The organism is Bacillus cereus group sp. BfR-BA-01383 (assembly GCF_022663495.1).
Taxonomy (GTDB): Bacteria; Bacillota; Bacilli; order Bacillales; family Bacillaceae_G; genus Bacillus_A; species Bacillus_A cereus_AU.
Genome location: NZ_JAKUFP010000026.1, coordinates 1 through 20,117 on the forward strand (window position 1 = coordinate 1; position 20,117 = coordinate 20,117).

Genomic DNA, 20,117 nt, shown 5'->3' on the forward strand with positions numbered 1-20,117 from the left:
AACCTATAGATTATAGTTTCATAGTATTCAATATTTTATTAAAATGATCCAAATCAATTAACCAATTCGTTTTAAAAATAAAAATAAAGTTTACATAACCTATCATTATCGGTAGCAAATTTTTCCTAGAAGCCTTGTTTTTATGGTTTTTTTTCTTAATTTAATTGAAAATTGATATATTCAGAAAAATAAAAACTACAAAGAGGATGCAGGGGAAATTAAAGATGACGAAAGAGCAATTAGTTAGGGAAGCGGTGAAATGGGATGCCGAGACTTGGGACGGATTTGGAAAAGGAGAATTACACAATCGCAGCACAGCAAAGGAAATACATGAAGAAATCGCGTCGTAACATGTATGTGGCTTTAGAAGATTTGGACTTGTTATTCGATGAGAGTGAAGTGATTCGATTCCAAAAAATGTGGGAAGAAGATAAAAGCTTCATTGAAATTGTAGTAGAGCTGGGAAGACATCAGTTAGAAATTGCAGCTTTAATCATGGATCAAGCGGATAAGAACAAGATTAAATCTCGTCCAATGGGGTTAGGGGCATGAAACAACTAACGCTTGAGGATGTTGTGGGAAGTTTTGACTATGCAGCAAAAAGTACGTCGGAGAGGTTCTTGCAACGTAATAGCGTTATGACGTACTCAAGAGAGTTTTACGACAAAGATGAGAAGTGGAAGCTTTGTTGGTTTGAGGCGGGGTCTGAGGGCGAAGCTATAGGAATGGCTAAAAAGAAATACGGAAAGATACAAATTATTACCACTTATATTTCGGATAGAACCTTAGAAGAGATAATGCATTTGGATTAGGAGGCATAGTGCTATGACGTGTGATACAAAGTTACGCGTGGTTATTGGAACTGTGGATAGTGGTTTTAGATGAGAAGTTGGTGTGCTAGTTGATAACATTGAAGTACCTAAAGAGGCAATTATGCAAGCTCATGTAATTGAAAGAGGGACTTCGGATAGTGAAAGAGGCAATAACGGGTTTGGATCGACAGGAGTAAAATAAGACCAATTTTGAATTTTAATCAGGATGGGAATTCAGTGCAACAAAAAGTAATGAATAAAAGAGAAAATCCCTGTGGGGACAGGGATCTAATAGGAGAGATATTATTGTCGTACAGTGTCGGAATTTGGCGTATTCGACGAATTAATATTATCACGAGTTTTCAAGTAATTGTGATAGTTGATGTGTCAAAAATGTGTACGACTTTCATATAAAAGCGTTATTTGATACCGAATAAAAATAAAAAAAGCCCTATAAGGGGGCCGTGTAAATGCTATCGCATATCGTATACCACAGTATATACATGTTTTGGAATAATGTGAACAAAATAGTTATTGTATTGAAAAAAAACACGCACAAGAATTGCGCATGTATAATAAAAAGCTATGTCTTGTCTATGTAAATATATGCGTTGCTTATACAAACCGTGAGTATGTTTGAGCAAAATGGTTATTTATTAACAAATATAAAGAGCGCTTTCCAGGGCGATCTCTGCCAAAACTAATATTGAAAAAGAATACTCATAATATTGTATGCGTGCTGTTTAGGAATGTTGAATTTTATTACAAAAACGCTTTTTTAATCTCAAACAAAAGAGCAGCTAGCAAAAGCTATCTGCCCCGTTTTGGAGGAAAAATCAATTGTTACAGATTGGCGTATTCAAAGTATATACAGAATTTCGGGATTTATTCAGGAAAAACTGAAAAGAGCACCTTCAAGTAGTGCTCTCAGTAAGGTGGGCCCTCAGAGAGTAGTGTGGCACACATAATAATATATGTGAGTTATTCATTGAGGTGCAAATACCTAATAAAAACTACATTTTGCACAACAAAGTAGCTAGCTCAGTTAGGCTAACTACTTGTTATACAAAAGAAACTAAGTCATACAAGCAACGCTTCATGAACTGTAACTTAAAGTTACAGTTTTAGTATAAACGGTTTTGGAAATATGATGCGTTATGTTAACCTCACATGAATACAATATACAACAGGAAGTGTATTGTTAATAGAGGAATAACTTATAAATAAAGGAGGTGCCATATGAGCTGGTTTATGATTGTATTTTGGTCTTGCTGTGTACTCATTGTTGGATACTCAATATGGAGTATTCGAAAGAATAAAAATCAAACACCTACTAAAGTAGATAAGAGTTTAAATCAGCAAATAAATGAAGCTAATACTTATAAAGATATTTCTCGAAATATACCTCCTCCAGAATAAATAAAGAATCTCCTTCGGAATAACCAACTGGAGGGGATTCTTTATAGAATTTTAGATACTGTTTACTACCGAGAACGAGAATTATGTAAATGAGCTGTCCATATGGGCAGCTTATTGTATTTTTTTGCTTAGCGTGTTTTTCTTCAAAAATGCTGGCGATACCCCATCGCCAGCAAGTTAAGAAACTCATCGTTCTCCAAAACGAAAAAATGCACTCGATTATCATAGAAAACTGTGTTGAGATGAAATTTTTGTTTTTGAAGTACTTCAAAATCTTAGCTAGATGGCTATGTATCGGTACCTCCATAATAAAAAGGCAGGAATATTTTGTACATATCAAATATGTTCCTGCCTTTGATTTTATTAAGTTTAACATCTATGACCTAAATATAAGTTTATTGAGGTCTTCTTTATTTATTATTTTTTGAACCGCAAATGAACAAACTTCAATATCTTTATTAAGTTTACAATTCGAATCATTATACGCGTACTACCATCCCAATCTTTATTTGTAGGTATACCTTTAAAGAAAGGAGAGCAGCTTAATACTTTTATGTTAGAAGACCATTTTTCTATTGATTTTGGATTGTTTACATAAAAATGCATCATCGCGCCGTTATTACCAGATTTTTTTACAGTAGCATTCGAAAGATTCAGTGCGAATTTTGATTCAGCATCAAAATATAACTCTCCTCCAGGGAAGTGTTTCGACATAGCAACTATTACCTCTTTTAGTTCCTCCTCTTTAAAGTAATAAAACACACCTGCTGATATAAAAAGAATACCGTCATTCGGATTATATTGTATATCGCCAAACCAAGAAGTATCAAAAAATGATTTAGCAATACTTATATTTCTCGGTGTATCTTCAATTAACGTTTTTCGAAAAGAGATTGCATCGGGTAAATCAAGGTTGTACCAATGGATTGTACCATTATCAATTCTTGAAAAAGTAGTGTCTAGTCCAGAACCAATATTTACAATAGTAGCATTCGGATGTTTTGTTATAAATTGTTTTATCGTATCGTCAATTTTTCGTGCACGGGTAATGTAAGTAATACAGCCGTATTCACCAAATGTATCCTGTATTTTAGAGAAATTAAAGTCGCATTCTTTTATAATCCGAATAGCCTCTGAATCATCTAAAATATCCTTATTTTTCTCACTTCCATACGCCCGTCCCCATAGGGGAATAAGCATAGTGCCTTGTACTGAATGTATATCTATTTCTTTAACCATGAAATATCCTCCGTTTAATAATAAACAATATATTTAGTCGTTATTTAACATTTTTGAAAGTATTCTATTTGTTTTATATAGTCCGTAAGTTAAATCCCGTTGATCTTCTTCAGATAATTTTTCGAGATTAACTGTGAAATTATTATAAATTTGTTTCCACCTCTCATAATGCACCTTTTCAGCTTTTTCTGTCAGAAAAATTAATACAGCTCTTTTGTCTACCGTATCTTGCTTTTTTACAATATATCCGTTTAGTTCTAAGTTACGTACTGTTACACTTAATTGTTGCTTAGGGATATTTAAATAACTAGCAATCATTTTTAAATTTACAGGCACTTTTTGCTGGGCGATATACTCCACTACGTGTTGCTCTAAATGTGTAAACTCAGAGGATTTCTCCGATAGTAATTTAAAAGTACCGGACATATTTAATAATAAATTTATGTATTCGTTTAATAATTCGTTATGGGCCATTGTTTTCTCTTCCTTTATGAATTTAGTCATTATTTTATTACTATTTTAATGATTAATCAAATGATTCAATTGATTATAGTAAATAAAAAATTACTATAATATTGTTTTGAGAACTATAAGAACTGAAATAAAGAGTATAAGAAGTGATTTTTGGGTAGGCGAATATGACCAGAAATAAAATATTACTAAATATATTTAACTAATGAATGCAATGTCTTTTTCAGTTGTTATGCTGTGAATAATTTTATGATAAAATCTTTTACATAATTAAATAAAGGGGTAGTATTCTATGGGTTATTTCTCAAATAGTTTATTAGTTTTGTTTGTTCTTATCGTATGTAGCTGTATGATTTTTGGTTGATAATATAATGATAGATTTATAAAAAAGAAGGTAATTCTCAATGGTGAGATACCTTCTTTTTCTTATTTAAATCAGTTTCTCCATGTCTTAATACATAAATCAATACAATTTCCTCCTAACATATTATTTCCTTACATTATTCTTTAGAAGCTGTATAGGTCCTTTTTGTAGAGAAGGAATTCCATTCTTTATATTGAAGTACTGTTCTAGTTAGTTTCATGTCGGTCAGAATTTTTTATAGGATAGTTTTATGGAATACAAACAAACTGGAGAATAGGGAGTATTTAAATGAAAAATAGTATACGCTACACGATTGAACACCCTACAGATTTCAATGAATTATTAGCTTTATATGAATCGTTAGGATGGAATTCTCTTAAATTAACGGTTAATGAATTAGAACAAATGTGTAAACAAAGTTGGTATGTGATATATGCATTTAAGGAGCACAAATTAATAGGAATGGGGCGTGTTATATCCGAGGGAGTAATAACAGGCGTTATTTGCGGTGTATGTGTATTGCCAGAATATCAGTCTATTGGCATTGGAAAAGAAATGGTGGAACGATTAATACAGCATTGTGAACAAAACAAGGTTATTCCCCAACTTATGTGTGTAGAAAAATTGCAATCTTACTATGAGTCTATCGGATTTGAAGCATTCTCGATTGGGATGATAAAACATATGAAACGATAGTGTGGCTTTAAATGTTCAATTTACTTGCATCTATTTTATAATTTTAAAGGAGGATAGATTTATGGAGATTGCTAAGGGAGTAGAAATGCTACATCTTGAATTTCAAGAGTATATTATTCACCCAATTCTTTTATGGGATGATGAAATGGCAGTTTTAATAGATACTGGTTTTCCTGGACAATTTAGAGATATACAAGTAGAGATGGAGAAGATTGGGGTATCATTTGATAAGCTAAAGGTCGTGATTTTGACGCATCAGGATATAGATCATATAGGAAGTCTGCCTGAGTTACTGAAGAACGGTATGAGCGATATTAAGGTTTATGCACACGAGCTAGATAAGCCATATATTGAAGGGGATTTACCTTTATTGAAAGATGGAAATGTAAAGAATCCACCAAAAGGAAAAGTGAGTGATACTGTGATTGATGGGCAAGAACTTTCGTATTGTGGTGGCATTCGTATTCTCCATACTCCAGGACACACTCCGGGTCATATCAGTTTATATTTGAAACAAAGTAAAACTCTTATCGCTGGGGACTCTATGTATAGTGTGAATGGAAAGTTAGGAGGAGTTCATGCCCCAACTACTTTGAATGTAAAGGAAGCACAACAGTCTTTAGGGAAGTATTTAAATCTAGATATCGAATCTGTAGTTTGTTATCATGGTGGATTAAGCAAGGAGAATATACATGCACAAATTCAAAAGTTGTAGAAGGTGAAGATAAGAATTCTTTGTTAAATAATGCTAAAGGATAATCTAATTACTATTATATAAATAGAACTCTTAAATAAATTATAAAAGAGCATGTTTGAAGTAATTTCAAACATGCTCTTTTATTAGAACGGATATATTCTATATTAATGACTTAACCCATTCCAATAAAAAGAAACGATTTGTTTTGCTAATTCATCTATATTTGTAGTAATAGGATTGTGATTCTCATCCTTAAAATTCCCCATTGATAATAAGGCTACGAAAGCGTGGGCAGAAAATTTAGGATTTCCTTTAGGTATTTCTCCAAGGTTAATAGCGTTATCGAGTGCTTTTTCCAATACTTCATACATGTTATCTTCGGCATTTTTTAAATCTTTCAATTGTTCTTCAGATAACGATAGTTTTGCATCTTTCATAAAATTCTTCATATCAATATCTAACGTTGCGTGTAAGTAGACTTTAGCGAAGTCCAATAATCTTTCTTTTAAAGTTTTATTTGTAGAGAGTATTTGAGACATATTCTCTCGTATACGTATCATCATTTGAATCATAGTAGCGGTAAATAAATCGGCTTTTGTTGAATAATAATAGTAGACGGTTGCTTTTGTAACACCGCATTCTTTCGCGACCTCATCCATTGAAACGACTTGATAATTTTGAGTAAGAAATAACCGAGTTGCAACTTCTAAAATCAGTTCTTTTGTAGATTTTGTATTTTTATTTTGACGAGGCCTTCCGAGAGGACGTTGTTTTTGTTCCAACTACATTCGCTCCTGACATTTATTATTGAGTTAATTATAGCATAATTTTTAAACATTCTTGATTAATTAACTAACCAGTATATATAATTAATAATGGAGGGGAAAAGGAAGGTGGGTTTTTATGAAAAAGCACCCGTTACATATGTTAGGGAGGCTTGTAGCAGGGAAGCATACGCAATGGATAACTTTATCGGTTTGGATTCTTATTACATTAGTACTTTCATTTACATTACCACAAGTAAACAGTACGAAAGAACCGAATCCGAAAAATTTACCCGAAACAGCAATGTCACAGCAAGCGGAAGCAGTTATGAAAAAAGAGTTTCCTAATAATGCAGGAAATCCGTTGTTAGTAGTATGGTATAGAGATAGTGGATTACAGTCAAAAGACTATAAACTAATACAGGACGTTTATAAAGAGTTAAAAGCTAGTCCTTTAAAAGAACAATCAACGTTACCGCCATTTGATACAATCCCAGAGCAAGTATTATCAAAAAGTGCATCAAAAGATGGTACATCATTTGTTACACCGGTATTCTTTAATAAATCAGCTGGAACGGATATATTAAAAGGAAATCTTGAAGATTTAAGAAAAATAGTGAATAGTAAGGTGGATGTAGATCCATTTAAACAAAAAATAAGTGACTCTGGTTTACATGTTCGATTATCTGGACCTGTAGGTATTCAAACGGATGCGGTTAGTTTATTTAGTCAAGCAGATGTGAAATTATTAGTTGTTACTGTATTACTTGTATTGGTTTTATTAATTTTATTGTATCGCTCTCCAATTTTAGCAATTTTACCTTTACTTGTTGTTGGTTTTGCGTACGGAATTATTAGTCCGACACTTGGTTTTTTAGCCGATCATGGATGGATTAAAGTAGATGCACAGGCAATATCAATTATGACAGTTTTATTATTTGGCGCTGGAACGGACTATTGTCTATTTTTAATTTCGAGATATAGAGAGTACTTGTTAGAAGAAGAAAGTAAATATAAAGCATTGCAACTCGCGATTAAATCATCTGGCGGAGCAATTATAATGAGTGCATTAACTGTCGTACTTGGATTAGGAACATTATTACTTGCTCATTATGGTGCCTTTCATAGATTTGCAGTACCATTTAGCGTAGCTGTTTTCATTATGGGGATTGCAGCTTTAACGATTTTACCAGCATTATTATTAATTTTTGGTAGAATTGCATTCTACCCGTTTATACCGAGAACGACTTCAATGAATGAGGAGTTTACAAGAAAGAAAAAGAAAGTAGTAAAAGTAAAAAATACTAAAGGATTCTTTAGTAAAAAACTTGGGGATATCGTTGTACGTAAACCGTGGACAATTATTATGCTGACCGTATTTCTATTAGGAGGATTGGCTTCGTTTGTACCACGTATTCAATACACATACGATTTATTAGAGTCATTTCCGAAAGATATGCCTTCACGCGAAGGGTTTACGTTAATTAGTGATCATTTTTCAGCTGGTGAATTAGCACCTGTAAAAATTGTTGTTGATGCGAAAGGAAAAGATCTTCCTATTAAACAAGAACTAGAGAAGTTTTCTTTCGTAAATACAGTAAAAGAGCCAAAAGAGGGTAAAGATAATAATCAAATTAAAATGTATGAAGTTTCTTTAGCGGAAAATCCTTACTCAATTGAAGCAGTAGATCAAATCCCTAAATTGAAAAGTAGTGTAGAAAAAGTATTAAAAGATGCTGAGATTAATAATGTTGAAGATCTAGTATGGATTGGTGGAGAAACAGCGTCACTATATGACACAAAACAAATTACGGAACGTGATGAAGCAGTTATTATTCCAGTAATGATTAGTATTATAGCTTTATTACTACTAGTTTACTTACGATCAATTGTTGCGATGATTTATTTAATTGTAACTGTCGTTTTATCATTTTTCTCAGCATTAGGAGCAGGCTGGGTCTTACTGCATTTCGGTATGGGGGCTCCCGCAATACAAGGAGCGATACCATTATATGCATTCGTATTTTTAGTTGCTTTAGGTGAAGATTATAATATCTTTATGGTTTCAGAAATATGGGAAAATAGAAAGAAACAAAATCACTTGGATGCAGTAAAAAGTGGTGTTATCCAAACAGGTAGTGTAATTACATCAGCTGGTTTAATTTTAGCAGGAACATTTGCGGTGTTAGGTACACTTCCAATTCAAGTTCTTGTTCAATTTGGTATTGTGACTGCAATCGGCGTATTACTAGATACGTTTATTGTAAGACAACTACTGGTGCCTGCAATTACGGTTGTTTTAGGACGCTTCGCTTTTTGGCCAGGAAAGCTTTGGAAAGAAGAAAAGCAATTACAAAAAGAAGATACTTTATAAAAGAAGGTTGCCGATAAGGTCAGTAAAACTGATTTTTAGGCAACCTTCTTTTTTGTTTGTCTGATAAAGAATGACCATTTTGAATATGCAACGAAAAATATAGAGGAAATGTAACATGAGGTTTTAAGTGCATCAAAATTTTTCTTATCAGACATAATAATTCATAAGAAATTCCAATTGAGTGAGGAATTTCTAAAATTATGTATTGTTATAGGATGATAAAAATGTGGGACACGATTGTTTCTTATATACCTGAGTGGAAAGTTTTTATACAAGCCTTTATCGTACTTTTCATTCCATATATAATTTCAAGATTTTTCAGTTGGATTCGCGCATTAGAAAAAGAATAATATAACGAACTACATTCAAGTGAAAACAAATATTGATATGTAAGGAAGAGTGGTATAAGAAGATTTTTTGGGGAAAGAGTGATGAAGGTGAAAGCTCAAGATTCAATGGTTAATCAAAGTAAAGATCAAAGTAATACATATGAAGATGAGCCTACTGAAGTTCCTGAAGCATATTTTACAGGTGATTTCAACTTAGATTTAGAGGTGATAAAAAAAGAAGTTCTTGATAATTCGGACGTGTATTGTCGAGAGTTTAATATCGGCGGGACTAGCATCCGAGCAGTTCTTGTTTTTGTAGAAGGGCTTTCAGATAAAGATCTTATTGATACGCACATTTTGAAATCATTAATGTGTAATTTTTTTGATGAGTATAAAGATGAATCATCTAATGTGAAAGAAAATATTTCAAAAGAGTTTATTAGAAATCGGGTTCTTTCTATTAGTGGAGTCGATGAAGTACAATCTATCCAAAAAATGATGCCAAAAGTGTTAATGGGTTCAACGGCATTATTAATTGATGGATTATCAGATGTATTAATAATTAATACAAAAAAAGGAAAAACACGTAATGTTGAAGAGCCAATATCAGAGGGATCGGTTAGGGGTCCACGGGTAGGTTTCACAGAAGTTTTGTCGGACAATACGGCTTTGTTGCGGTTACACGGTGAAAATGAAGGATTATCATTAGTGAAATTTCATGTAGGAGAACGGGCTAAGAAAGACTTGGTTGTTGCCTTTATGAAAGAGATTGCTGATCCAGAATTAGTAGAAGAAGTTAAGAAGAGAATTGAGAAAATTAACATTGATAATGTGCCAGAGTCAGGTTATATAGAACAACTTATTGAAGATAATTATCTTAGTCCTTTCCCGCAAGTACAGAGTACGGAACGTCCTGATAAAGTTATCGCGGCATTAATGGAAGGAAGGGTTGCAATTTTATTGGATGGAACACCTTTTGCATTAATTGTTCCAGTTACATTTAGTATGATGATGCAATCGCCTGAAGATTATTATGAGCGTTGGATACCAGGTACACTGATTCGCTTATTGCGCTTTGGAACAGCCATTATTTCTCTATTTGCTCCCGCTCTGTACATTTCATTTATTTCATTCCATCCTGGATTGATTCCAACTAAGTTAGCCATTTCAATTATAGGAGGGCGAGAAGGCGTTCCGTTTCCTGCAATTATAGAAGGATTATTTATGGAGATTGCGATTGAAATTTTACGAGAAGCAGGATTACGACTACCTAAGCCGATTGGTTCAGCGATGGGAATTGTAGGAGGATTAATCATTGGGCAAGCAGCTGTATCAGCTGGAATTGTGAGTCCAATCATGGTAATTGTTGTGGCGGCCACAGCTATTTCTTCTTTTGCACTTTCTCATTATAGTACAGCAATCCCATTACGTATTCTTCGCTTTGTAGCTATGTTTTTCGCTGCGATATTCGGATTATATGGAGTTATTCTATTTTTCCTATGTATATGCAGTCATATTGCAAGGCTTAAAAGTTTTGGTGTACCTTATGCTAGCCCGGCTGTCTTATATCAATTTACTGATTGGAAGGATTTTATCGTTCGTATGCCAATTCAGATGATGAAACGGCGTCCAAAAATGTTGAATTTAAAAGACTATGTACGGAAAGGAAGTGAAGAGGAGTGATTACGAACTCAAAGGACAAAATTCCTACTTCACAAGCAGCTGTTATTCTTATCAATTATATACTTGCTATCGGAATTCTCACTTTACCTAGAACAGCAGCTGAGAAAGTACAAACCCCTGATGTTTGGATAACGGTTATTTTAGGAGGATTAATTGCGATAGTTGCAGGCATAATTATCGTGAAGTTAAGTCAACAATTTCCGAAAAAAACATTTTATCAATATAGCCAGGAACTTGTAGGGAAATGGCTTGGGGTGGTAATTAGTTTATTGATTATCGGTTACTTTTTAACACTTTCGTCATTTGAGCTTAGATCGTTGAAAGGTATAACAAGTTTCTTTTTACTAGAAGGTACGCCTGACTGGGCTATTATTATGCCGTTCATGTGGATATGTCTGTATTTAAATTTAGGCGGAATAAATGCGATAGCACGTTTGTTTGAAATTATTTTTCCAATTACAGTTTTTATTTTCTTAGTTACATCCTTTATGAGTATTGGAATATTTGAACTCGATAATCTTCGTCCTGTATTAGGATTAGGGATTATTCCGGCATTAAAAGGTCTAAAAACAACAACTATGGCATATTCGGGAGCAGAAATTATGTTGTTACTTTTAGCATTTATGAAGAAACCGTCTCAAGGTGTAAAAGTTGTTATAATTGGCACTACGATTCCTTTACTTTTTTATGTTATTACAGTTGTAATGGTTATAGGAGCGTTTTCTATCGATGGTGTATTGGTGAGAACATGGCCTACAATTGACCTTATGAGAAGTTTTGAAATTCAGGGCTTAATTTTTGAACGGTTTGAATCTTTGTTACTAGTGATATGGATTATGCAAATCTTTGCAACATATACAATTTGCTATTATGCAGCTGCTTTAGGGTTAGCGCAGCTCTTTAATAAAAATATTCATTCCTTTTTGTATGGATTACTTCCAGTAATATATATCGTTGCTGAAATTCCGAAAAACATAAATGAGTTATTTGAATTTGGAAATTTGATTAGTAACGCAGCGATAATATTATTTGGTATTCTCCCGTTTCTTCTCCTTATGATAGCGAAGGGGAGGAAAAACAGGCATGAATCAAAGTATTAAAAATAGAAAAATTTTTATAGGGGTAACATCAATTGTTGTTCTCTTATTACTTACAGGATGCTGGAGTAGTCATGAAATTGAAGAGTTAGGTTTCGCCGTAGGTTTAGCAATAAATAAAGAAAAAGAAACGAAGATTGAGAAAGAAATTGAAGAAAAGGGCGGCGGATATAAAAAGAAGAATTTAATAACAACCACCTATCAATTTGTTAAAGCACAATCATCATCAGACGGAGGCAAAGGTGGAGTATCACAACAAAAAGCTTATATGAATGTTGCAGAAACAGGAGATTCTCTTCATCAATCAATACGTGAAGTTGCATTAAGAAGGCAAAGGCCTATCATTTTTCATCACACGAAAGTAATAGTTGTTAGCGAAAGTATCGCCCGAACATATAATTTAACGCAGTTATTGGACATCTACGTTCGTGATAATGAGATGAGACCGAGTTGCTTTATTATGGTTAGTAAAGGGCTAGCTAGTGATGCGTTAAAATCAAAAGAACCTGGGGAAATTCCAGCATTTCGATTAATTGAAATCGAGGATAATCAATATAGATCCTCACGAATTTTACCGCCGATGCCACTTGCAAAACTACCAGGAAAAGTGAAATCTGGGGCGAGTTTTCTTTTACCAAATGTGATTTCTATAAACGGAGAAGTGAAATATGTAGGTGCTGCTGTTATGAAAGGGAGCACAAAAAAACTTCGTGGCTTTTTGAACGAGAATGAATTAGAAGGTTTAATGTGGATAACTGCAAAAGGGAAAAGTGGTTTGGTGAAAAGTTATGATGAAAAGACGAAAAAATTAGTGATGTATGAAGTGAAATCTATAAAAAGTAAAATTACGCCCCATGTCAAAGGGGATAAAATATCTTTCGATGTCAATGTACAGTCTGTGGGAAGGTTATCCGAAAGCTGGTCTGAGTCAGAGGAAGCTTTTAAAAATACATTTCTCAAAAGAGTAGAGCAATCTGCGGAGCAAGAAGTGAAGCGATTAGTGAAGCATACATTACAAAAAATTCAAAAGGAATATAAAACTGATGTTGCTGGCTTTAATACTAGTTTGAAAATCGAGTATCCAAAAGTATGGAAGAAAGTTGAAAAGGATTGGGATAAAGTGTTTAGTAAGACACCAATTAAATATAATGTAAAGTTAACAATTGAAGATTATGGTACAGAAGGCGCTTAATGAATGAACAACATGCTGGAAATATTGTGTATTGGGACCAGCAAAACCAATATCCATATTACTATATTGAAGGTGATGCTCGTCGCTGTGGCGGTTGTGGTCGTTGCTCTAGTTGTTTTGATGGTTTTAATGGTACTACTGTAACATTTGAATATTGATAAGAGACAAAAGGAATCCATTTTGAAAAAGATTGATCAAAACGGATTCCTATTTTGTGAAGCATTATACAAATTTTATAAAAAAGTGCTAACAAGTTTGCAAACGAACTTGCTAAAACCAATACGGAATAGACATAAAATATCGCTGATATGTCACTTGCTAAAATGAAAATAATCAACCACTTATAATGAATAATAGTATATTATAAAAAAAGAAACCGAAAAATTCTTTATTTTATAATTATTAGTAAAAGTTAGTGAATTCGGTCGCTAAAAATAGGAGTGGGAAAATGACAATATTACCTATACGAAAAGATGAAGCCTTAATTATTAATATCGCAAAACTATATTGTAAAGTATTTGATAAAACAAATTTTGATGAAATGGTAGAAAGAATTACAAGGCATATGGAGTATACAGATTTTAAAGGAGTAGTAGCAATAAATGATGAAAATGAAGCTATTGGTTTTACTTATGGTTATCGTTCATTGGAAGGCCAGTACTATAATCAATTAATGAGAGAAGCATTGAATTTGGAACAAATGGACCATTGGTTAGAAGATTGTTTTGAATTTGTAGAGTTAGCAGTGCACCCAGAATATCGAAATGAGGGTCTTGGGACGAAATTACATAATGGATTATTAGAAGGGGTTACAAATAGAACGAGCGTTTTAACAACACAAATAAACAATGAAAAAGCGCGTTCTTTATATAAAAAATTAGATTGGGTAAATGTATCGGAACCATTTCATCCAAGTAAAGATGATGTTCCATATGTAATAATGGGGAAATCAATAAAAACAAAAGTAAACTAGTAACTAGTTTGTTCATATAAGTTATTTGTTTATGAAAATTAAGGGGAAAGCGAAATGACGATAATATCTATTGAAAAAGCTGCAATTTTAGACGCAGAAAAGTTAACAGCAATAATGAAAAGAACATTTGATGAAGAAGCAAAACAATGGTTGTGTGACCAAGAGCATGTAATTGATTATAACATTCAACCACCTGGGTATTCTTCAGTTGAAATGACTGTATATTCGATTGAAGAGCTGGATTACTTCAAAGTGATAATGGACGACGAAATTATTGGGGGGATTATAGTTACGATTTCTGGTAAGTCTTACGGGAGAATTGATCGTATATTTGTAGATCCTAAACATCAAGGAATAGGAATTGGAGCACAGGTTATCGATTTTATTGAAGAAGAGTTTCCGAGCGTAAGAATTTGGGATCTTGAGACGTCTAGTAGACAAATTAATAATCACCATTTTTATAAAAAAATGGGCTTTGAAACAATTTTTCAAACGGAAGATGAATATTGTTATGTGAAAAGAGTAAAGACAGCTGCAAGCGAAGAGAACTTAGTTAATAATAATGATATGAAGAATGGGCAATATGAAAACTGTAATATGGCAAATACAGAGTATTATCAAGTGAACTTAAAAGATAGCTCATTTGTTTATAGCAATGTAATGAATATTAATATGAGTAATTGTAATTTAAGTCAATCAAAGTTTAAAAATATAAATTTAAGGAACTCCTCATATGCAGATTTAAATCTTTCGGGCAGTAAATTCAATTTGGTGACATTAGGTGGAGTTCAATTCAAAAATACAAATCTTGGAGCGGAAAAGGAACCTATTTCATTTGAAAAATCTGATTTGGAAGGATGTACAATAAGTAATAGTAATCTTAAAAACGTTAAGATAGAAAATTGTAATATAACTGGTATGAAAATAAACGGTATTCCAGTAGAAGAACTGCTTGAGTTGTATAATCGGGTGAAAATTAAATAAAAAATCAGGTTCTGGTGCGAAGACTTAAGGACAATTGCAATGAATCTATAAATCTTGGACATACTGTTACTATTACTTTAGAAAGGGTGCGTGATTGGTATGGAAAAGGAAAATGTATTCAAATGGAGGCATTATCAGCCTGATATTATTTTGTTAACGGTAAGATGGTACCTACGGTACAACCTCAGTTTTCGTGATTTGGTGGAAATGCTAGAAGAACGGAGTTTATCCATTTCTCATACAACGATTATACGTTGGGTACACCAGTATGGTCCTGAATTGGACAAACGAATCCGACGTCACCTCAAACAAACAAATGACTCTTGGAGAGTCGATGAAACATATATCAAAGTAAAAGGTCAATGGATGTACCTGTATCGTGCTGTTGATTCGAAAGGAAACACAATCGATTTTTGCCTGGGCAAAACAAGAGACCAGAAGACTGCAAAACGCTTTTTCAAGAAAGCTTTGCGGTCTTTTCATGTTTCGCAGCCTCGTGTTATGACAGTCGATAAGAATCCAGCTTATCCTATAGTAATTGAACAGTTGAAAAAAGAGAAAAGCATACCTGATGGCATGCAACTTAGACAACAAAAATACTTGAATAACATAGTAGAACAAGATCATCGCTTTATAAAGAAGCGAATCCGTTCTATGCTAGGGTTCAAATGTTTTGACACAGCTACATCCATTCTTTCTGGAGTAGAAGCTATGCATATGATTAAAAAAGAACAGATTGATTTACGGGACCAGTCTGTCCAAAACCAGAAAAAATTCATCCATCAATTGTTTGGACTAGTAGCATAAGATACGATTCCGTTAGGAATATATGCGCTTTATTCTCTTGTATTTTATTTTTGCACCAGAACTGGTGTTAGCAATAGAAAACGAAAAGGATTAAATATAATACTTGTAAAAAAATAAAATATCAAATAGAATCTTCCTGGCCTTTCTTAGGTAAATAGTACAGAAAGATCAGGAAGAAGACTGGTTTATACTTTAATCAAGTATGTCTATTTATTACGTATACGTTGCTCTGTATCAATATCGAAAAAATGAGCTTTAGTTAAACTAAAAGCTAACGGAATTTTATCGGTAGCTTTAATTTCTGAACGGGCATTGATTCGTGCAATAAAGTTTTGGCTCGCAAGTTTGCCATGAACCATCGTTTCAGCACCTAATAATTCAGCAACTTCTACTGTAATTTCGACAGTGGATTCAGGAGAAGATTGAAGAACAATTGGTTCATCATGAATGTCTTCAGGACGAATACCGAGTATGATTGCTTTTCCATTATACCCCTGTTTGTTTAATGTTTTTAGTAGACCATCTGGTACTTTGAAGCGAATATTTTCGATATGAAAATATTTATCTTGTAAAGTTCCAGTAAAGAAATTCATAGCTGGAGAACCAATGAATCCGCCAACAAAAATGTTTTCAGGATTATCATATACTTCTTTTGGAGTACCCACTTGCTGGATGAGTCCATCTTTCATAACAACAAGGCGTGATGCCATTGTCATTGCTTCTGTTTGATCATGTGTCACATATATAGTGGTCGTATTTAAACGGCGATGCAGTTTAGAGATTTCTGAACGCATACTTACACGTAATTTTGCGTCTAAATTCGATAGAGGCTCGTCCATTAAAAATACTTTTGCGTCACGGACAATGGCTCTTCCTAGTGCAACCCGTTGGCGTTGTCCACCTGATAATGCCTTTGGTTTTCGTTGTAAGTAATCTTCAAGCCCTAAGATTTTCGCCGCCTCCGTTACTCGGCGATTAATTTCATCTTTTGGAAGTTTGCGTAGTTTCAAGCCAAACGCGATATTATCATAAACAGTCATATGCGGGTATAGTGCGTAATTTTGAAATACCATCGCAATGTTGCGGTCTTTTGGAGCGACATCATTCATACGTTCTCCATCAATATAAAACGAACCATCGGAAATGTCTTCTAGACCTGCAATCATACGTAGAGTTGTTGATTTTCCACATCCAGAAGGTCCGACAAATACGATAAACTCTTTATCTTCAATATGTAAATTAAAATCAGAAACAGCAGTCGTTTTATTATCATAAACTTTAAAAATATGATCTAATACAAGTTCTGTCATGATTACTCACTCCTCTTTATAATTAATTGAATTATAAGATTATTTAAGGCGTAGGTAAATTGGCAGGGTGCACAAAAGAATGAGAGGTTTTTATGCAAGTTTACGAAATATCCAATGAAAGAAAAGCCATATAAACTGTTACTGCACCTTCAAAAGTTTTTATATTAATTCCTGTCTTTTCAATGAATTTATCAATTCGATATTGTAAAGTATTACGATGTAAATATAATTGTTTAGCTGCAAGTGACACATTTAAATTACATTGGAAGAATACTTTAACACTATCTATTAGTTCCTTGTTATTAGAAATGTGTGCTAATAATTGATTCGTGTATTTTTCTCTTTCTTCTTTCGGTAATGAGATCATTAATTGATAAGGGAGTAGTTGTTCAATGTGTATAATTTTTTGCGATAAATAGGGAGAAAGAACAGAAAATAAATTTCGCTCCCATTGATATAGTCGAGAAATTTCATTTGTTTGTGTATAGTGTCTTCCCATAAAAAAGGATAGAGATATAAAAAAATCTGTTTCTAGTGTATCAAGGGCTGCTTGCAATACAGACTCCGGTACATTTTCTTCTAAGATGAGGGTGCCAGTTTGCGAAGTTTCCCATATTGTTGTAGTGGTGAAAGAAAACATAGACTGTAAAGCGTATTGAAATTCTTCTCTTTCTACTATAGGGTGCGTTGTGAAGAAATGTAAAAAACGAACCGATACTATAGGGATGTTCTTATTTTTATATAATACTTCATACCATGATTTTTCTTTTTCTGTTTCATAAAATGTATCAGTATGAATAGGTGTTAAGATAGATGAAAGCAATAGATGTTCCTTTTTATGTAATCGAGTTTTTCGAATCCCTACTTTATGTTCTTCAACTAAAAACCAGCTATAATCCTCAGACAACACGGCTTCATTAATCTTTATATCTTTACCATAATATGATTTTAATTTTTGAATCATAGGAACACTCCCTTTTATATGAATTAGGCTTCATTTTTCGCTATTCGTTAGGACAAGGTAAACTAAAAACTTGAGGGGAGGATTTCTTTATCTTGTATTAATGATTAATCTTCATCAATCCGATTTTAATAGAAAGAATATATTTTATAAAAAAAATTTTTCTTTTATAGGCAATTCAATTCATAGTTTGCATTACAAAATAAATATAGAATAAGTTTGTTGAGTGATAAAAAATTAAAAAATTCAGAAAATATATTGCAGAAGAAAAAGTTGTGATGGTATACTTCATAACAACTGGTAATGACAACATTATATCATAATTGAATCTGTCATATACATAATAAATATAGTAGTCATAGTTTGTTAGTTCAACTGGTAGTGACATCATTATATCTGCGTGATAGAAAGAACAAAAAATGTTTCTTGCAAATAAAAACACTTATTTGTAAACGTTTTATTTATGGGGGGGAAATACTTGGTTTAAAATACAAATCTTTTTGTAAAAGATCGTTAGTTGGTTCAACTAACCATTAGTGTGTAATAAATGCACCGGTGAAAATGGGATGAAAAAGTGGCTTATATTCTTTTTGTCAGCATTGTTATTTGTAGCAGCAGGATGTTCTAATGGTGGCGAAAAAGCAAACACGTCATCTTTAAAAACTAGGTAGAAAACATTTGGATGATAATAAGGAAATACTTCCAAAAGACTTTAAGGAGGTGGTTTACCAAGAGGAATAATCAAAAGTAGCAGGGATAAGAAGAAGGGATAGGAGGAAGTATCAAATGAAAACTGTAAGAATTGGGATTATTGGTGCAGGACTTCGGAGTGGTATTGCAAAGTATTGGCATAACCCAGGTGGAAATTCAGTTGTCGTTGCTGCAGCCGATGTTTCGATGGAAAGATTGAAAACCTTTCAAGAAAAAATTAACCAACATGCATATATTACCACCGATTATAAAGAGTTACTCGCTCACACGGATATTGATGCTGTTGCCATTTTGTCTCCCGATTATTTACATGAAGAGCATGCGATTGCGGCACTTCAAGCTGGTAAGCACGTCTATTGTGAAAAGCCCTTAGCGATCACAGTAGAAGGATGTGACCGGATTATCGAACAAGCGGAAAAGTCTGGAAAGCATTTAATGGTTGGTTTTAATATGCGTTATATGAGTATGTACCAAACAATGAAAGAGATTATTGATTCAGGGGTAATCGGTGATCTTAAAGCCGTTTGGGTAAGACATTTTGTCGGATTTGGCGGATACTATTATTACCATGACTGGCATGGAACAGCTAAAAATACGACTTCGCTTTTATTGCAAAAGGGTTCTCATGATCTTGATGTGATCCATTGGATTACTGGAAAATATACAAAAAAGGTTTCGGCTTTTGGGGGACTCGATTTTTACGGTGGAGATAAACCAAATACATTAACCTGTCCTACTTGTGATGAAAAGGATACTTGTACGGAAGCGAGTCTGAACATATTAACCCAATGCGCTTTCCGGGAAGAAATCGATGTTGAGGACAATAATATGTTGATTATGGAACTTGAAGGCGGAATTAAAGCTTCCTACTTGCAATGCCACTTTACACCAGATTATTCAAGAAACTATACCTTTATCGGTACAAAAGGCAGAGTAGAGAATGATGATGTAAATGACAAAGTATATGTGAAAACGAGAAAATCAAACTCCTGGAATGAACTTAGCGACATAACCTATGACATGAAAAAAGAACAAGGCAGCCACGGTGGTGCGGATCCAAAAATATGCAGAGACTTTGTCGAACTAGTTTTAAACAACAAGCAGCCTTTAACCACACCATATGCGGGAAGAATGAGTGTTGCGGTCGGCTGTGCAGCGACTGAGTCCATTCGCTCTGGTGGAAAGGTTATTAAGATCAGTCAAGGTTCAACTGTCAAGTATGTGTGATCAGCTT

20 protein-coding genes and 1 pseudogene are annotated in these 20,117 nt (G+C 33.5%); 16 read left to right on the top strand and 5 right to left on the bottom strand.

Features of this window, described 5'->3' with window-relative positions; genetic code table 11:
- Positions 1-224 precede the first annotated feature (224 nt).
- The 5 genes and pseudogenes from MR065_RS27495 to MR065_RS19835 all read left to right on the top strand — a co-directional run bounded on the left by MR065_RS27495 (position 225) and on the right by MR065_RS19835 (position 2,231).
- The gene (locus MR065_RS27495) at positions 225-350 is read left to right on the top strand and encodes a hypothetical protein (RefSeq protein ID WP_277927480.1); all 126 of its coding nucleotides are present in this window, start codon (positions 225-227) and stop codon (positions 348-350) included.
- On the top strand, positions 331-552 hold the full coding sequence (locus tag MR065_RS19820; protein WP_277927481.1) for a helix-turn-helix domain containing protein: 222 nt from the start codon (positions 331-333) through the stop codon (positions 550-552). Before MR065_RS27495 ends, MR065_RS19820 begins: the two co-directional genes overlap by 20 nt.
- The gene (locus tag MR065_RS19825; protein WP_242214832.1) at positions 549-812 is read left to right on the top strand and encodes a hypothetical protein; all 264 of its coding nucleotides are present in this window, start codon (positions 549-551) and stop codon (positions 810-812) included. Before MR065_RS19820 ends, MR065_RS19825 begins: the two co-directional genes overlap by 4 nt.
- Positions 808-1,014, top strand: a pseudogene (locus tag MR065_RS19830) (dUTP diphosphatase); the annotation flags it as partial. The gene MR065_RS19825 and the pseudogene MR065_RS19830, both read left to right, overlap by 5 nt.
- Before the next feature lie 1,037 nt (positions 1,015-2,051).
- Entirely contained in the window at positions 2,052-2,231 is a 180-nt protein-coding gene (locus MR065_RS19835; RefSeq protein WP_242214833.1) for a hypothetical protein, read from the top strand.
- 417 nt (positions 2,232-2,648) lie between these two features.
- Here MR065_RS19835 and MR065_RS19840 read toward each other — a convergent pair whose 3' ends face one another.
- Both MR065_RS19840 and MR065_RS19845 read right to left on the bottom strand, forming a co-directional pair.
- Positions 2,649-3,470: a class I SAM-dependent methyltransferase gene (locus MR065_RS19840; protein WP_242214834.1), complete on the bottom strand. Its 822-nt coding sequence runs from the start codon at positions 3,468-3,470 to the stop codon at positions 2,649-2,651.
- Between the two features lie 33 nt (positions 3,471-3,503).
- Complete coding sequence (locus MR065_RS19845; RefSeq protein ID WP_242214835.1) at positions 3,504-3,944, bottom strand: MarR family winged helix-turn-helix transcriptional regulator; 441 nt, start codon at positions 3,942-3,944, stop codon at positions 3,504-3,506.
- A 649-nt stretch (positions 3,945-4,593) separates the two neighbouring features.
- Between MR065_RS19845 and MR065_RS19850 the strand changes: the two genes are divergently transcribed.
- Complete coding sequence (locus MR065_RS19850; protein WP_242214836.1) at positions 4,594-5,001, top strand: GNAT family N-acetyltransferase; 408 nt, start codon at positions 4,594-4,596, stop codon at positions 4,999-5,001.
- A gap of 61 nt (positions 5,002-5,062) precedes the next feature.
- Positions 5,063-5,716, top strand: a complete 654-nt coding sequence (locus MR065_RS19855) for an MBL fold metallo-hydrolase (protein WP_242214837.1) — start codon at positions 5,063-5,065, stop codon at positions 5,714-5,716.
- Positions 5,717-5,862: 146 nt separating this feature from the next.
- On the opposite strand, the gene MR065_RS19860 is transcribed toward MR065_RS19855, so the two are convergent.
- Entirely contained in the window at positions 5,863-6,480 is a 618-nt protein-coding gene (locus MR065_RS19860) for a TetR/AcrR family transcriptional regulator (protein ID WP_242214838.1), read from the bottom strand.
- 121 nt (positions 6,481-6,601) lie between these two features.
- Here MR065_RS19860 and MR065_RS19865 point away from each other — a divergent pair, with 121 nt between their 5' ends.
- The 8 genes from MR065_RS19865 (at position 6,602) to MR065_RS19900 (ending at position 15,901) form a co-directional block, all read left to right on the top strand.
- Positions 6,602-8,836 carry an MMPL family transporter gene (locus tag MR065_RS19865; protein WP_242214839.1) on the top strand — a complete coding sequence of 745 codons (2,235 nt, stop codon included), beginning with the start codon at positions 6,602-6,604 and terminating at the stop codon, positions 8,834-8,836.
- A gap of 431 nt (positions 8,837-9,267) precedes the next feature.
- On the top strand, positions 9,268-10,848 hold the full coding sequence (locus tag MR065_RS19870) for a spore germination protein (RefSeq protein ID WP_242214840.1): 1,581 nt from the start codon (positions 9,268-9,270) through the stop codon (positions 10,846-10,848).
- Entirely contained in the window at positions 10,845-11,948 is a 1,104-nt protein-coding gene (locus MR065_RS19875) for a spore germination protein (protein WP_242214841.1), read from the top strand. Before MR065_RS19870 ends, MR065_RS19875 begins: the two co-directional genes overlap by 4 nt.
- Entirely contained in the window at positions 11,932-13,137 is a 1,206-nt protein-coding gene (locus MR065_RS19880; RefSeq protein ID WP_242214842.1) for a Ger(x)C family spore germination protein, read from the top strand. Before MR065_RS19875 ends, MR065_RS19880 begins: the two co-directional genes overlap by 17 nt.
- On the top strand, positions 13,137-13,295 hold the full coding sequence (locus MR065_RS19885) for a heterocycloanthracin/sonorensin family bacteriocin (RefSeq protein WP_242214843.1): 159 nt from the start codon (positions 13,137-13,139) through the stop codon (positions 13,293-13,295). Before MR065_RS19880 ends, MR065_RS19885 begins: the two co-directional genes overlap by 1 nt.
- A 290-nt stretch (positions 13,296-13,585) precedes the next feature.
- Positions 13,586-14,110 carry a GNAT family N-acetyltransferase gene (locus MR065_RS19890; protein ID WP_242214844.1) on the top strand — a complete coding sequence of 175 codons (525 nt, stop codon included), beginning with the start codon at positions 13,586-13,588 and terminating at the stop codon, positions 14,108-14,110.
- Between the two features lie 54 nt (positions 14,111-14,164).
- Positions 14,165-15,094, top strand: coding sequence for a GNAT family N-acetyltransferase (locus tag MR065_RS19895; RefSeq protein WP_242214845.1), 930 nt, complete (start codon positions 14,165-14,167; stop codon positions 15,092-15,094).
- 99 nt (positions 15,095-15,193) lie between these two features.
- Positions 15,194-15,901 (top strand): IS6 family transposase, encoded by a 708-nt coding sequence (locus tag MR065_RS19900; protein ID WP_242214846.1) that lies wholly within the window; start codon positions 15,194-15,196, stop codon positions 15,899-15,901.
- 206 nt (positions 15,902-16,107) lie between these two features.
- Here MR065_RS19900 and MR065_RS19905 read toward each other — a convergent pair whose 3' ends face one another.
- Both MR065_RS19905 and MR065_RS19910 read right to left on the bottom strand, forming a co-directional pair.
- Positions 16,108-17,211: an ABC transporter ATP-binding protein gene (locus tag MR065_RS19905; RefSeq protein WP_098989191.1), complete on the bottom strand. Its 1,104-nt coding sequence runs from the start codon at positions 17,209-17,211 to the stop codon at positions 16,108-16,110.
- 100 nt (positions 17,212-17,311) lie between these two features.
- Positions 17,312-18,175 carry a PucR family transcriptional regulator gene (locus MR065_RS19910; RefSeq protein ID WP_242214847.1) on the bottom strand — a complete coding sequence of 288 codons (864 nt, stop codon included), beginning with the start codon at positions 18,173-18,175 and terminating at the stop codon, positions 17,312-17,314.
- A gap of 783 nt (positions 18,176-18,958) precedes the next feature.
- Here MR065_RS19910 and MR065_RS19915 point away from each other — a divergent pair.
- Positions 18,959-20,110 carry a Gfo/Idh/MocA family protein gene (locus MR065_RS19915; protein ID WP_242214848.1) on the top strand — a complete coding sequence of 384 codons (1,152 nt, stop codon included), beginning with the start codon at positions 18,959-18,961 and terminating at the stop codon, positions 20,108-20,110.
- Positions 20,111-20,117 lie beyond the last annotated feature (7 nt).

What these genes read in the sequence shown, in the direction of transcription:
- MR065_RS27495 (WP_277927480.1), top strand. Translation starts at nt 225, where the DNA reads ATGACGAAAGAGCAATTAGTTAGGGAAGCGGTGAAATGGGATGCCGAG.
- MR065_RS19820 (WP_277927481.1), top strand. Translation starts at nt 331, where the DNA reads ATGAAGAAATCGCGTCGTAACATGTATGTGGCTTTAGAAGATTTGGAC.
- MR065_RS19825 (WP_242214832.1), top strand. Translation starts at nt 549, where the DNA reads ATGAAACAACTAACGCTTGAGGATGTTGTGGGAAGTTTTGACTATGCA.
- MR065_RS19835 (WP_242214833.1), top strand. Translation starts at nt 2,052, where the DNA reads ATGAGCTGGTTTATGATTGTATTTTGGTCTTGCTGTGTACTCATTGTT.
- MR065_RS19840 (WP_242214834.1), bottom strand. Translation starts at nt 3,470, where the DNA reads ATGGTTAAAGAAATAGATATACATTCAGTACAAGGCACTATGCTTATT.
- MR065_RS19845 (WP_242214835.1), bottom strand. Translation starts at nt 3,944, where the DNA reads ATGGCCCATAACGAATTATTAAACGAATACATAAATTTATTATTAAAT.
- MR065_RS19850 (WP_242214836.1), top strand. Translation starts at nt 4,594, where the DNA reads ATGAAAAATAGTATACGCTACACGATTGAACACCCTACAGATTTCAAT.
- MR065_RS19855 (WP_242214837.1), top strand. Translation starts at nt 5,063, where the DNA reads ATGGAGATTGCTAAGGGAGTAGAAATGCTACATCTTGAATTTCAAGAG.
- MR065_RS19865 (WP_242214839.1), top strand. Translation starts at nt 6,602, where the DNA reads ATGAAAAAGCACCCGTTACATATGTTAGGGAGGCTTGTAGCAGGGAAG.
- MR065_RS19870 (WP_242214840.1), top strand. Translation starts at nt 9,268, where the DNA reads ATGAAGGTGAAAGCTCAAGATTCAATGGTTAATCAAAGTAAAGATCAA.
- MR065_RS19880 (WP_242214842.1), top strand. Translation starts at nt 11,932, where the DNA reads ATGAATCAAAGTATTAAAAATAGAAAAATTTTTATAGGGGTAACATCA.
- MR065_RS19885 (WP_242214843.1), top strand. Translation starts at nt 13,137, where the DNA reads ATGAATGAACAACATGCTGGAAATATTGTGTATTGGGACCAGCAAAAC.
- MR065_RS19890 (WP_242214844.1), top strand. Translation starts at nt 13,586, where the DNA reads ATGACAATATTACCTATACGAAAAGATGAAGCCTTAATTATTAATATC.
- MR065_RS19895 (WP_242214845.1), top strand. Translation starts at nt 14,165, where the DNA reads ATGACGATAATATCTATTGAAAAAGCTGCAATTTTAGACGCAGAAAAG.
- MR065_RS19900 (WP_242214846.1), top strand. Translation starts at nt 15,194, where the DNA reads ATGGAAAAGGAAAATGTATTCAAATGGAGGCATTATCAGCCTGATATT.
- MR065_RS19905 (WP_098989191.1), bottom strand. Translation starts at nt 17,211, where the DNA reads ATGACAGAACTTGTATTAGATCATATTTTTAAAGTTTATGATAATAAA.
- MR065_RS19910 (WP_242214847.1), bottom strand. Translation starts at nt 18,175, where the DNA reads ATGATTCAAAAATTAAAATCATATTATGGTAAAGATATAAAGATTAAT.
- MR065_RS19915 (WP_242214848.1), top strand. Translation starts at nt 18,959, where the DNA reads ATGAAAACTGTAAGAATTGGGATTATTGGTGCAGGACTTCGGAGTGGT.